The 12,952-nt window shown below is 72.1% G+C and carries 11 protein-coding genes and 1 pseudogene; 6 read left to right on the top strand and 6 right to left on the bottom strand.

Translation table 11 applies throughout. The features are described 5' to 3' along the window. Positions 1 to 4: 4 nt before the first annotated feature. Positions 5 to 499 carry a DUF3145 domain-containing protein gene (locus FB157_RS27405; protein WP_145883325.1) on the bottom strand — a complete coding sequence of 165 codons (495 nt, stop codon included), beginning with the start codon at positions 497 to 499 and terminating at the stop codon, positions 5 to 7. 256 nt (positions 500 to 755) lie between these two features. Between FB157_RS27405 and FB157_RS27400 the strand changes: the two genes are divergently transcribed. Further along, positions 756 to 1,655: an SGNH/GDSL hydrolase family protein gene (locus FB157_RS27400; protein WP_145883324.1), complete on the top strand. Its 900-nt coding sequence runs from the start codon at positions 756 to 758 to the stop codon at positions 1,653 to 1,655. 15 nt (positions 1,656 to 1,670) lie between these two features. Continuing rightward, positions 1,671 to 2,682 (top strand): annotated as a pseudogene (locus FB157_RS27395) (aldose epimerase family protein). A gap of 258 nt (positions 2,683 to 2,940) precedes the next feature. Here FB157_RS27395 and FB157_RS27390 read toward each other — a convergent pair. Next, positions 2,941 to 5,418, bottom strand: a complete 2,478-nt coding sequence (locus FB157_RS27390) for a glycoside hydrolase family 3 C-terminal domain-containing protein (RefSeq protein WP_145883323.1) — start codon at positions 5,416 to 5,418, stop codon at positions 2,941 to 2,943. Between the two features lie 64 nt (positions 5,419 to 5,482). On the opposite strand from FB157_RS27390, the gene FB157_RS27385 reads away from it, so the two are divergent. Beyond that, positions 5,483 to 6,064, top strand: a complete 582-nt coding sequence (locus FB157_RS27385; protein ID WP_145883397.1) for a TetR/AcrR family transcriptional regulator — start codon at positions 5,483 to 5,485, stop codon at positions 6,062 to 6,064. A gap of 100 nt (positions 6,065 to 6,164) precedes the next feature. Further along, positions 6,165 to 7,424 (top strand): pyroglutamyl peptidase, encoded by a 1,260-nt coding sequence (locus FB157_RS27380; RefSeq protein ID WP_186581705.1) that lies wholly within the window; start codon positions 6,165 to 6,167, stop codon positions 7,422 to 7,424. On the opposite strand, the gene FB157_RS27375 is transcribed toward FB157_RS27380, so the two are convergent. Together FB157_RS27375 and FB157_RS27370 are read right to left on the bottom strand one after the other, a co-directional pair. After that, positions 7,414 to 8,205 carry an EI24 domain-containing protein gene (locus tag FB157_RS27375; protein ID WP_145883322.1) on the bottom strand — a complete coding sequence of 264 codons (792 nt, stop codon included), beginning with the start codon at positions 8,203 to 8,205 and terminating at the stop codon, positions 7,414 to 7,416. The two genes, FB157_RS27380 and FB157_RS27375, sit on opposite strands and share 11 nt — an antisense overlap. 68 nt (positions 8,206 to 8,273) lie before the next feature. Then, positions 8,274 to 8,711 carry a MarR family winged helix-turn-helix transcriptional regulator gene (locus FB157_RS27370; RefSeq protein WP_145883321.1) on the bottom strand — a complete coding sequence of 146 codons (438 nt, stop codon included), beginning with the start codon at positions 8,709 to 8,711 and terminating at the stop codon, positions 8,274 to 8,276. Between the two features lie 90 nt (positions 8,712 to 8,801). Here FB157_RS27370 and FB157_RS27365 point away from each other — a divergent pair, with 90 nt between their 5' ends. Both FB157_RS27365 and FB157_RS27360 read left to right on the top strand, forming a co-directional pair. Continuing rightward, the gene (locus tag FB157_RS27365; RefSeq protein ID WP_145883320.1) at positions 8,802 to 9,800 is read left to right on the top strand and encodes an NADP-dependent oxidoreductase; all 999 of its coding nucleotides are present in this window, start codon (positions 8,802 to 8,804) and stop codon (positions 9,798 to 9,800) included. A 108-nt stretch (positions 9,801 to 9,908) separates the two neighbouring features. Beyond that, positions 9,909 to 10,337, top strand: a complete 429-nt coding sequence (locus FB157_RS27360; RefSeq protein ID WP_145883319.1) for an organic hydroperoxide resistance protein — start codon at positions 9,909 to 9,911, stop codon at positions 10,335 to 10,337. Between the two features lie 173 nt (positions 10,338 to 10,510). On the opposite strand, the gene FB157_RS27355 is transcribed toward FB157_RS27360, so the two are convergent. Together FB157_RS27355 and FB157_RS27350 are read right to left on the bottom strand one after the other, a co-directional pair. Further along, positions 10,511 to 11,668, bottom strand: coding sequence for a serine hydrolase domain-containing protein (locus FB157_RS27355; protein WP_145883318.1), 1,158 nt, complete (start codon positions 11,666 to 11,668; stop codon positions 10,511 to 10,513). A gap of 266 nt (positions 11,669 to 11,934) precedes the next feature. Next, positions 11,935 to 12,930, bottom strand: a complete 996-nt coding sequence (locus FB157_RS27350; protein ID WP_145883317.1) for a hypothetical protein — start codon at positions 12,928 to 12,930, stop codon at positions 11,935 to 11,937. Positions 12,931 to 12,952: the final 22 nt, after the last annotated feature.

Below are 12,952 nucleotides of genomic sequence, written 5' to 3'. Positions count from 1 at the left end.
GTGCTCAGACCACCTGGTGCAACCAGCGCACGGGCGCGCCCTCGCCCGCGTACCTGAACGGCTCCAGTTCGTCGTCCCACGGCTTGCCGAGGAGCTTGGAGAGCTCCGCTTCCAGGTCGGTCTCGCCGCGCTGGCTGCGGAGCAGGGCCGCGCGCAGGCGGTCCTCGGGGATGAGGATGTCGCCGTGGATGCCGGTGACGGCGTGGAAGATGCCGAGGTCCGGGGTGCAGCTGTAGCGCTCGCCCTCGGCGGTGGGGCAGGGCTCGGCGGTGACCTCGAAGCGCAGGAGGTGCCAGCCGCGCAGGGCGGAGGCCAGCTTGGAGGCCGTGCCCACCTCGCCCTGCCAGGAGAACTCCGAGCGCCAGGTGCCGGGGGCCGCGGGCTGCCGGATCCAGTCGAGGTTGACGCGCGTGCCGAGCACCCCGGCGACGGCCCACTCGACGTGCGGGCACAGCGCGCGCGGCGCGGAGTGCACGTACAGAACTCCACGTGTCGTCACCGGAACCTCCGGGCAGAGCGGGACATCTTGCGGACTGGCTGGGCGGCTGTGGCGCGACGGCCGCGTTGATGGCGAGGCTACCCTGCGGCGGCGCAAGGAGTGTGACGTACCGTCGGTCCCAGTGCCAGGAAACTCCCGCCATTCACCCATGGGGACGCTTGTACGGGGGTGAGCCGTTCCAAGGTCCCCGGGCCGGGAACCCTCGCGCGTTGTTATGGGAGGGAGCACTGCACGTCGAGCGAGGGGATCAGCAGGGATGCGGAAGCGAAGGCACCGTGCGCGGGCTGCCCTTGCCGTCGTGGCGGCGGCCGTGCTGAGCACGGCGGGGTGTGACGCCTTCGGTGGTGGCGGTGACGGTACGAAGGATTCCGGGGCGAGCGTGTCCCGTCCCTCGCCCCGGCCCACACCGGTGTGGAACCGCAGCCCGGACTCGATCGCCGCGGTCGGTGACTCCATCACCCGCGGGTTCGACGCGTGCACGGTGCTCTCCGACTGCCCCGAGGTGTCGTGGGCGACGGGCAGCGACGCCACGGTGGACAGCCTGGCGGTGCGGCTGCTGGGGGTGACAGGGGCGGCGGAGCGCAGCTGGAACTACGCGGTGACCGGTGCCCGGATGTCCGACCTGCCGGAGCAGGTGGCCCAGGCGGCCACCCGCGCCCCCCAGCTGGTGACGGTGATGATCGGCGCGAACGACGCGTGCCGCTCGTCGGCCCGGGCGATGACCTCGGTGGCCTCCTTCCGCACGGACTTCGAGGAGTCGCTGGCCACCCTGCGCGCGGCGCTGCCGAAGACGCAGGTGTACGTGGCGAGCGTGCCGAACCTGAAGCGGCTGTGGTCGCAGGGCCGGACGAACCCCCTGGGCAAGCAGGTCTGGAAGCTGGGCATCTGCCCGTCGATGCTGGGGGACGCGGACGACCTGACCGTCCGGGCCACGCTGCGCCGGGACAAGGTGCAGAAGCGGGTGGAGGCCTACAACGCGGTGCTGAAGGACGTGTGCGCGAAGGACCGCCGCTGCCGCTTCGACCGGAACGCGGTCTTCGACTACCGCTTCGACACGGAACAGCTCAGCCACTGGGACTGGTTCCACCCGAGCCGGAACGGCCAGGCACGGCTCGCCGAGATCGCCTACCGCACGGTGACCGCGGAGCGGCCGTGACCTAGGGTTTCCCACATGAGCGAACTTTTCGGCACACTTTCCGACGGCACGCCGGTGCACCGTTGGACGCTGGAGCGGGCCGGGGTGCGGGTGCGGGTGTTGTCGTACGGCGGGATCGTGCAGTCGGTCGAGGTCCCGGACCGATGGGGGTCCCCCCCGCTCGAGCGAAGCCGAGAGTGGGGGAGGGCGTACGGCGGACGTGGTGCTGGGGTTCCCGGGGCTCGACGGCTACCGGGAGCATCCGGAGCCGTTTCTGGGCGCTCTGGTCGGCCGGTACGCCAACCGCATCGCGGGCGGCCGCTTCCCGCTGGACGGCTGCACGTACGCGCTGGAGCAGAACAGCGGCCCCAACTCGCTGCACGGCGGCTCACAGGGGTTCGACAAGCGGGTGTGGGAGGCCGAGCCGGTCGAGGACGGGCTGCGGCTGAGCCGGGTGAGCCCGCACGGCGAGGAGGGGTTCCCGGGCCGGCTGGAGGTGACGGCCACGTACACGCTGGACGCGTCCGGCGCGCTGCGGATCGCCTACGAGGCCGTCACGGACGCGCCGACCGTCGTCAACCTCACCAATCACACGTACTGGAACCTGAGCGGCTCCGGCCACGCGGGCGGGCACGAACTGCGGCTGGCCGCCTCCCGGTACACCCCGGTGGACGGCGACCTGATTCCCACCGGGGAGCTGGCGGACGTCTCCTGCTCCCGCTTCGACTTCCGTGCGGCCCGCAAGGTGGGCTCCGGCTACGACCACAACTTCGTGCTGGACAAGGGCGTGACCGAGGCGGCCGAGGAGGTGGCCGAGCTGTACGACCCGGCGTCGGGCCGGGTGCTCACCGTGGCCACGACCGAGCCGGGCCTGCAGCTCTACACCGCCGACCACCTCGCGGCCCCCTTCGCCCCCGGCGACGGCATCGCCCTGGAGACCCAGCACTTCCCGGACTCCCCGAACCACCCGGACTTTCCGAGCACCGAACTGCGGCCGGGCCGGGTCTTCCGCTCGGAGACGGTGTACGGCTTCGGCGTGCAGGGCTAGGGGGTTTCGTTTGGATCAGGCCGGATCAGGCCGCGGCGTCCGGTGCGGTGCATCGCAAGGCGGAGGAGCACCCGCGTACTGGGCGTACCCGGGTGGTCCGACAACGCGGCGAGGTGCCGTGCCGGACGCCGCGGACCCGGGCCGATCCGAACGAAACCCCCTAGGGGGCAGGCACGATTGCCCCGGTCCAGGGGTCAGGTCCCGGACCGGGGCGGCTCGTGGGGGGCTTTGTCCCCGGTGTGTGGGGACTGTCCCGGATCAGACGTTAATCGGCGCGGCGAGCTTGTGGTCGGCGATCGAGCGGGCGACGGTGATCTCGTACGAACCCTTCACAAATGCCCAGGCCTTCGTCGTGTCGTCCCAGACCTCGAAGGCGCGCCGGGGCAGTTCGACGCTCACCTCGACGCTCTCGCCGGGTCCGGCCTCGGCACCCGCGAATCCGGCCAGGAAGCGTGCCGGGCGCCGGGGGCCGGGCTCGGCCGGGGCGACATAGACCTGGACTACCTCGCGGCCGGGCCGTTCGCCGGTGTTGCGCAGCCGGATGCGGGCGGTGGTGCCGTCCGTCTCCAGGGCTTCGTAGGCCCAGTCGGTGTAGCCGAGGCCGTGGCCGAAGGGGTACGACGGGGTGCGTCCGGCCTTCTCCCAGGCGCGGTAGCCGATGAGCAGGTCCTCGGTGTAGGACAGTTCGCCGTCGGTGGGGACGACCTGGGTGACGGGGGCGTCGGTGAGGGAGCCCCAGGTGGTGGGGAGGCGGCCGCCGGGCTCGTGGGCGCCGGTCAGCACGTCGGCGAGGGCGGCTCCGCCCTCCTGGCCGGGGAACCAGGTCAGCAGCACGGCGGCGACCTCGTCGCGCCAGGGCAGTTCGACCGGTGAGCCGGAGTTGACGATCACGACGGTGTTCGGGTTGGCGGCGGCGACGGCGCGGACCAGGTCGTCCTGGCGTCCGGGGAGGCGCAGGTCGGTGCGGTCGAAGCCCTCGGACTCGACGCGGTCGGTGGTGGCGACCATGACGACGGCCGTGCCGGCACCGCGGGCGGCCTCGACGGCCTCGGCGATCAGCTCGTCGGGGTCGCGCCGGGGGCCGGAGTGGGCGAGGCCGAAGGTGACGACCTTCATGGGGATGTTCTCGGGGAACCGGACGACGTAGGTCAGGGACACGTCGACCGTTTCGCCCGCGACGAGTTCGGCCTGGGCGCGGGGCGCCGGGGCCGCGAAGAGGGTCTCGAAGGGGTCCTCGCTCTCGGGGCGCTGGACGTCGTCGTAGTACGTCGTCCCGTCGATGACGAGGGTGAAGGCGCCCATGCCCTTGATGCCGAAGGTGTGCGGGCCGGACTCGCGCGGGGTGAACGTGCCGGTCAGCTCGACGGTGTGGAGGGTCTCGTGCGTGACGCCCTCGGGGAGGTCGGCGCCCATCCACTGGATCTGGCCGCCCGGGGCGGTGCCCGTGCCGATGACGCCGCCGTCGGTGTCGCGGCAGACCGCGCGGAGCGCGAAGCCCTGGCCGGCGGGGGCGAGTTCGGTGGCCGGGTCGGCGCCGACGGCGCAGGTGAGGGCGCCCTCGGGGAGGGCGGCGGTGAGACCGTCGAGCGGGGAGACGATTCGGGCGGGGAAGACGGTGGCGGAGCCGCCGCCGAGGACGCGGGCGTCGCGGGCGGCGGCGCCGATCAGGGCGACCGTGCCGGCCTTCAGCGGGAGTGCGCCGTTCTCGTTGCGCACGAGGACGAACGAGCGGCGGGCGATCTCGCGGGCCAGTGCCTCGCCGTCGACCGGCGCGGGCGGCTCGGCGACGACGGGTTCGGCGCCGTCCAGGATGCCGACGCGGGCCGCGAGGCGCAGCACCCGGCGTACGGCCGCGTCGACGGTGGCCTCGGCGACCCGGCCGTCCCGGACGGCCCGGGCGAGGGCCTCGCCGTAGACGGTCTCGGGGCCGGGCATGGCGACGTCGAGGCCGCCCTCGATGTCGCCGACGGTGTCGCGGGCGGCCATCCAGTCGGAGACGTTGCAGCCGTCGAAGCCCCACTCGCCGCGCAGGACTTCGTTCACCAGGTGGTGGTGCTCGGTCATCGTCGTGCCGTTGACCTGGTTGTAGGCGGTCATGATCCCCCAGGGGTGGGCGTTCGCGACGATCGCCTCGAAGGGGGCCAGGTACAGCTCGCGCAGGGCGCGTTCGGAGACCAGGTTGTTCACGGTGAAGCGGTCGCTCTCGGCGTCGTTGGCGACGAAATGCTTGACGGTGGCGCCGACGCCGCCGGACTGGACGCCGGTCACATAGCCGGAGCCGATCTCGCCGGTCAGGTACGGGTCCTCGCTGTACGCCTCGAAGTGGCGGCCGCCGAGCGGGGAGCGGTGCAGGTTCACGGTCGGCGCCAGCAGCACGTGGACGCCCTTGCGGCGGGCCTCCTGGGCGAGCAGCACGCCTGCGCGGCGGGCGAGGTCCGGGTCCCAGGTGGCGGCGAGCGCGGTCGGCGAGGGCAGGGCGACGGACGGGTCGTCGGCGGTCCAGCGCACGCCCCGGACGCCGATCGGGCCGTCGGACATGACGAGGGACTTCAGGCCGATCTCCGGCAGGGCGGGCAGGGTCCACATGTCCTGCCCGGCCAGCAGCCGTGCCTTGGCGTCGAGGTCGAGCCGTGCGAGCGCGGCCTCCACGGCCGTCTCGCGGGCCTCGTCTGCTCGCGCCTTGTCCGTCTCCGCCACGGCGGTGCCTCCTCGCTGAGTGCCTTGGGTCCCTCTCATCCTGCATCCGTTACCTGTAGAGCGGTAGGTTTTGTTATCTTGCCGTTATGTTCACGAGGTGGGGATGTCGTACGGTGACGTCATGAACGCGAGGGTCAGGAGCGAGGAGCGGCGCTCGGAGATCGTGGGGGCGGCCCTGGAGGTGATCGCCGAGCGCGGCTACCGGGGGGCGAGTCTGGCCGCGGTGGCCGAGCGGGTCGGGCTGACCCAGCAGGGGCTGCTGCACTACTTCCCGACGAAGGACGCCCTGCTGGTGGCCGTGCTCCAGGAGCGGGACCGGTGGGACGCGGTGCCGGACACCCGGTGGCGGGTCGACCTGCTGGCCTCGCTGGTCGAGTACAACGCGATGCGCCCGGCCATCATCCAGACCTTCTCCGCACTGCTCGGCGAGAGCGTGACGGAGGGCCACCCGGCGCGCTCCTACTTCACCGAGCGCTACGTCCAGGTCCGCGAGAACATGACGGCGGTCCTGCGCGCCGAGTACGGCGACCGGCTGCCCAGCGGGCTCACTCCCGAGCGCACCGCCCCACTGCTCATCGCGGTGATGGACGGCCTCCAGTACCAGTGGCTGCTGGACCCGGACTCGGTCGACATGCCGGGAGCGTTCCGCGACTTCCTGCACCTGCTGGGCGAACCGGTGGAGTGAGGAACCGTTTTCCCTTTCGCACCATGGCGTAGACCACTCCCCGCACGCGATACTTCCGCCGCACCACGCGTCCCGCAGCGACGGAAGGACTCCAACTGCCGTGACCTCGTTACGTATACGGACCGCCGTGCTCGGCATGGCCCTGCTGGCCGGGCTGTCGACCCCCGCGACGACGGCCTGCGCCACCCAGGCAGCCGCCCCCTCCCCCACCGTCGAGGAGCAGCGGCTCACGGCGGCCGTACCGCAGGAGATCCTGCGCCGCTCCGGATTCGACGGCGTGGCACCGGAGTTCGCCGACGCCCTGGCGGGCGCGCACTCCTACACGCAGGCCCGGCGCATCGTCGTGCACGAGGGGTCCGCGCTGTGGCGGCGGGCCGTGGAGCGGGCACAGGGGCGGGGTCCTGCGGACGGCGATCTGAGCCGGGACGACGACCGGCCGCTGTACTGGGCGCGCCTCGGACTGACCCGGGAAGTACGCACCTGGGAGCCGGAGTTCGGCCTCGACGACGCCCAGCGTTCCGCCCTGCTGGAGCAGTTGGAGCGCACCTCACGCGGTGAGACCGACATCCGCTGTTCCGGGCAGCCGCACGTCAGGCGCATCCTCCTCACCGGTTTCGACCCCTTCACGCTCGACCGGGACATCCGTATCTCCAACCCCTCCGGGGCGAGCGCGCTGGCGCTGGACGGCACGGTGATCGAGACGGCCGAGGGTCCGGCCCGGGTGGAGACGGCCGTGTTCCCGGTGCGCTGGCAGGACTTCGCGGACGGCACGGTGGAGCGGACGCTCCGGCCCTGCCTGCCGAAGGCCGACCTGTTCACGACCGTGAGCCAGGGCCGGGTCGGGCGGTTCGACATCGAGCGCAGCAACGGAGCCTGGCGGGGCGGCTTCCCGGACAACGACAACGCCTCCCGCACCGGGACCGTCCCCGTCAGCGATCCGGCCACACAGCCCCAGTGGACGACGACGACCCTGCCGTACGCCGCCATCACGGCCGCGGACACGGGCCGGTTCCCGGTGTACGACCACACGGAGGTGACCGAAATCCCGGCGGGCGGCACCGATCCCGTCGTACGGCCGGACGGCCCGACCGCCGGCTCCACGGCCCGTGCGGGCGGCGGCGGCGACTACCTCTCCAACGAGATCGCCTACCGCGCGACCCTGCTCCGGGACCGGCTGGGCCTGCACGACACGCTGCCGGGCGGCCATGTGCACACGCCCGTGCTGCAGTTCGGGGCGGGCAACACCGACCCGGCGACGGGCACCGTGACCGACCCGGAGTTCGTCCGGAACCGGCTGGACATCATCGCGCAGGTGCGGTCGATCGTGACGGTGGCGGCACAGGCCACGTTCAGGAGGTGACCCGCTCGCCGTCCTCGGCGTCCTCCTCCTCGGCGCTCTCCTCGCCCAGCAGGTCACGGGCGAGGAGCGTGGCGCCGGCGACCGCGCCCGGCATCAGGAACACCGCGACGAACGGGACCAGGAAGGCCAGGCCGAGGGGTGTGCCGAAGCCCCAGACCAGGCTCTTGCGGGAGCGGAGCAGAGTGAGGCGGGCGCGGAGTTCGACCCCGCGGCGCTGGAGGGCCACGGCGGTCAGTTCCTCGGTGAGGAAGAAACCGGTGACGAAGAAGCCGAGCACCGGGACGACCGTCTGGCCGACCACGGGCAGGAAACCGAGACCGAAGAGGAGGACGCCCCACAGCATGGCCCGGACCAGGATCCGCAGGCTGTCGCGGGCCGAGATCCACAGCTCGCGCCAGAGCGGGAGGCCGGAGCGGGGCGCGGTGCCGTCGGGCGAGACGTCCTCGTCGACCTTCTCCGACAGGTTCTCGTAGAAGGGCTGGCCGATCAGCAGGGTGACGGCCGTGAAGGTGAGGACGGCCAGCAGCAGGCCGAGCGCGAAGAGGACGACCGTGAGGAAGCCGCGAAACAGACCCTGCCAGGGGCTCGACCAGTCGTCCGCGAACGGGGTCGCCCAGGCGACGCCGCTCTCGCCCCACACGGCGAGCGCGACCAGCGCCGCCGCGTACAGGACCAGCGCGATCAGGCCGGGCAGCAGGCCGATGCCGTACTGCCTGCCGTGCCGGCCCACCCACCGCTGGCCTTTGAGGAGATAACCGAAACCCACCCCGAGATCGCGCATGGGGAAACCCTATCGGGGGACGCCGTTTGCTTGTTCATGACCTTGTCCGGGCCTGCGGGCGAAACCCCCTAGGCGTCCAGCATGCGGCGCAGCAGGTCCCTCAGGGAGCTTCGTTCCTCGTCGGTGAGGCCGGCCAGGGGCTCGCGGGCGAAGCGCAGGCCCTCGCGCAGGTCGCGGGCGACCCGGAGGCCCTCGTCGGTGGGGGCGGCCAGCTTCACCCGGCGGTCGGCGGGGTCGGGCCGGCGCGCCACCAGGCCGCGCGCCTCCAGGCGGTCCACGATCCCGGTCACGTTCGACGGCTCACACTTCAGCTTCTGGGCCAGCTTGCGCATCGGCAGCGGCTCCAGCGACAGCAGGCCGAGCAGGCGCGCCTGCGGACCGGTCAGCGCGTGCTCGCCCGCCGCCAGCTCGTAGTCCGCGTAGAAGCGGGCCACGACGTCCCCGATCAGCTCGACGACCTCCATGGTCACGGCGTCGGGGCGGCGGGTCTTCTCTGGGGTGGACATGGTCCCCAGGATACTCGGTTGCTTGACATTCTGAAATATTCAGGCGCATGATTGTTTCAGATACTGAAGTAAATCTCGAAAGGCACTGTCATGATCAACCGCGAATGGCACCTGCTCAGCCGCCCGGTCGGCTGGCCGAAGCCCGAGGACTTCGCCCTGGTCGAGACGGAGGTCCCGACGCCGGGTGAGGGCCAGGTGCTGGTACGGAACAAGTACCTGTCCGTGGACCCGTACATGCGCGGCCGGATGAGTGCCGCGAAGTCGTACGCCGCCCCCTTCGAGCTGGGCAAGGTCATGCAGGGCGGCGCGGTCGGCGAGGTCGTCGCCTCCAACGCCGAGGGCGTCGCGGTCGGCGACCACCTCCTGCACTTCTTCGGCTGGCGCGAGTACGCGGCCCTGGACGCGAAACACGCCGTCAAGGTCGACCCCGCGGCCGCGCCGCTGTCGACGTACCTCGGCGTGCTCGGCATGACCGGCCTGACCGCCTACGCCGGCCTGCTGCGCACCGCCTCCCTCAAGGAGGGCGACGTCGTGTTCGTGTCCGGCGCCGCGGGTGCCGTGGGCAGCCAGGTCGGGCAGATCGCCAAGCTCAAGGGCGCCTCGCGGGTCATCGGCTCGGCCGGTTCCGACGAGAAGGTCAAGCTGCTGGTGGAGGAGTACGGCTTCGACGCCGCCTTCAACTACAAGAACGGCCCGGTGGCCGAGCAGCTGCGCGAGGCCGCCCCCGACGGCATCGACGTCTACTTCGACAACGTCGGCGGCGACCACCTGGAGGCGGCCATCGGCTCGCTCAACGAGGGCGGCCGGATCGCGGTCTGCGGCATGATCTCCGTCTACAACAACACCGAGCCCGCCCCCGGCCCGAGGAACCTCGCCCGGCTGATCCAGACCCGCGGCCGTATCGAGGGCTTCCTGGTCGGCGACCACTACGACCTGCAGCCGCAGTTCGTGGCCGAGGTCGGCCCCTGGGTGGCCTCGGGGCAGCTGAAGTACCGCGAGACGGTCGTCGAGGGCATCGAGAACAACCTGGAGGCGTTCCTCGGGGTCCTGCGCGGCGACAACACCGGCAAGATGATCGTCAAGCTCTGACAAGCCCGGACCCCTAGCCCGAGCTTTCCGGCATGCGGTAACTTCTTTCCGAAATCTGCCGTCGATCGTGGGCGCGAGTCACGGCGGACCGAGGAGGAAGACAACCGCATGCCCAGCAGCCCCATCAGTCGTTCCGACGTCCTGTACACCGCCGTCGCCACCGCGGAGAACGGCCGCGACGGCCGGGTCGCCACCGACGACGGCAAGCTCGACGTCGTCGTGAACCCGCCCAAGGAGATGGGCGGCAACGGCGCCGGCACCAACCCCGAGCAGCTGTTCGCCGCCGGGTACAGCGCCTGCTTCCAGGGCGCGCTCGGCGTGGTCGCCCGGCAGGAGGGCGCCGACGTCTCCGGCTCGACCGTCACCGCGAAGGTGGGGATCGGGCGGAACGAGGACGGATTCGGGATCATCGTGGAGATCTCCGCGAACATCCCGAACGTCGAGGAGAGTGCCGCGCGGGAGCTGATCGAGAAGGCGCACCAGGTGTGCCCCTACTCGAAGGCGATTCGCGGCAACATCACCGTGACGCTGGTCTGAGAACCGTCGTTGCGCACAACGGCAGCCGCATCCTTGGACGTGGGATGCGGCTGCGCTGCGCTGTCTTTGGCGCGGGTGGCGTCTGCCGGGTGCGGTGAGAGTCAGGGTGCGGGTGCGTCGTGGCTGGTCGCGCCCACGCGGCGGAGCCGCCTATCGATACGACCCCGCGCCCCTCAGGGAGTCAGCGCCGCCCGGTGTAGTGCCGCCACCAACTTTTCGTTCTCCGGCGCCGCGCCTCCTGGAAATGCGAACCGTCTGCGTGTGTAGCCGTATGCCAGGCCGCTGCGGGGGTCCGCGAAGGCCTGTGAGCCTGCTGCTCCGCTGTGGCCGATCGCGCCGGCGCCCAGGAACGGGTACCAGGTGTCGGCCGTGGCCTGGAAGCCGAGCCCGTACGACTTGTGGGTGCGGGCCACCAGGTCGTACCCGACGGAGTGCAGCTGGCCGAACTCCGCGACCGTGTCCTCCTTCAGCAGCGGCGCCTTGCCGTCGACCTCGCTGATCATCGCCGCGTACATCCCGGCCAGGCCGCGCGCCGAGGCGACACCGCCCACCGAGGCCGGGCCCTTGGCGCGGACGCCGCGCTCGTTCGGCAGGGCGACCAGGTCGGTCGGCTCGGACGTGTGCCGGTTGAAGGCGATCGCGGAGAGGCTGTGCGGTCCGGAGGACAGCCCGTCGAGCACCGCCTGCTGCTCGGGGGTCGGCAGCATCGGCTGGACCGTGCGGAAACGGGACTCGCGGGAGACCGGCAGGCCCAGGTGGAAGTCCAGGGCGTAGGGGGCGCGCACCCGCTCCTCGTACAGCTCCTGGATCGTGCGGCCCGTCGCGCGCCGGACGATCTCGCCGGTCAGCGCGCCGATGACCAGCGCGTGGTAACCGAAGGCCGTGCCCGGCCGCCAGAACGGCCGCTGGTCGGCGAGACGTTCGGCCAGCGCACGGTCGTCGGCCAGCTCGGCCGCGCTGAAGCCGGTGTCGGTGCCGACCAGGCCCGCGCGGTGCGCGAGCACGTCGCGCAGGGTCAGCGCGCCCTTGCCCTCGGCACCGAACTCCGGCCAGTAGTAGGTGACTTTGCGGTCAAGCTCCAGCGTGCCCTCCTGCACGAGCAGGGCCACGACGAGATGGGCGGCACCCTTGGTGGACGAGAACACGCCGTACAGCGAGTCCCCGTCGGCGCCCTCGCCCGCCCACAGGTCGACGACCCGCCGGCCGTGGACGTAGGCGCACAACTGGCCCTCGTAGTCGTCCCGTTCCCCGGCGACGAAGGCGGCGAACTCCGCGCGCACCGCTTCGAATCCCTCGGCGACCGTGCCGTGCACGGTGGTCCCCTGCGTCATCCGCTCTCCTCCACTGAGCCGCTGCTCGCTGCTCCCCCTGTGTACGACGCCCGTTCCGCCGTCGCGCGTTCCCTAGATCGTGTACGGCGAGACATACCTGTCCGACTCAACCGCCTCGGAGGCGTGTTGGTGTCATCGATACCCCGGATGGCCGATGGCACGGGGCAGTGCGTGACAGGGGGTGTTCCGGTGAGGGAGCAGGGGGAGGGATCGCAGGAGGAATCAGGGGAGGGTCAAGCCGTGCGGCGCGCGCCGGAAGCGGCCGTCTACGTGCACCACCACAGGAAGCGGTTGCACGTCTTCGTCGGCGAGGGCGCCGGGGTCGGGACCGCGGTCGTCGGGGCGGTCGTGGGGGTGGACGCCGGACGGGAGGTGGCCGTGGCGGTCGGCGCCGTGGAAGGCTTGCCCGCGCCAGACGCCGAAGACTGTTCCGCCTGGTCCGTGGCGGACGGGGAATCGGACGCCTTGTCCTTGGGGGACTTGGAGGCGGAGGCCGAGGCCGAGGCGTCCGGGGATGCGGAGGCGCCCGCCTTCCCCGCGGCGCCCGAGGTGCCCTCGAGGGGGTTCGCCGTGCGGTCCGGGGACGCGGAGGAGGTGCCGCCGTCCGCGGACGTGTCCGCCGACGCGGCCGGCTCGTCGCTGGAGAACGGGGAGAAGGGGGCGTCCGTGCCGAGTTCGGCGACGCTGAGGCCGCCGGCCGCCAGCACGAGGCCGGCGGCGATGAGGACGGTACGACGGCGGCGGCGCCGGTGCGCGGCGGCCTTGCGATCGCGACGGCTGGCGTCGACGGCGCCGGGGCCGCTGTCCGCGTCGCCGCCCGTGGGTCCACCACGGCCCCGGCCGCGCGACTGGCGCCGGGCTGCGCGGCCCCCGGCTTCACCGGAGCTGCCGGAGGCGTCGTCGGCGTCGTCGTCGCCGCCGTGCGCCTCGTCATGAACGTCTTCGGGGGCGTCCCGGCCGGTGTGCTCGTCCGGGCCGGTGCGGCCGTCCGAGCCGTCGTACGCGTACTCGTCGGTGCTCGCGTAGGCGTCCGCCGCCTCCGTCGCACCGAACTGCGTGGGCACGCGCGGGGACTCATGGGGGTAGTAGGCGGCCTGCGCGGGGTACTGCTGGGCCGCTGCACTCGTGAAGGTTTCCTGACGGTACGGACCCGCCGTCGCGCCCGCGTGTCCGTGTGCGGCGAGGGAGGGCGCCGGCGCGCCGCACCCAGGGCAGGCCAGGGCGCCGTTGAGGTGCCGTTGGCACGGGTGGCAGAAGTCCATGACGCCGGAAGACTAGATTCCC

Origin of the sequence: Streptomyces sp. BK340, assembly GCF_007827595.1 — a bacterium.
Classification (GTDB): domain Bacteria; phylum Actinomycetota; class Actinomycetes; order Streptomycetales; family Streptomycetaceae; genus Streptomyces.
Note: the sequence above shows the minus strand (reverse complement) of the source record. Positions and strands in the feature narration are given on the sequence as shown.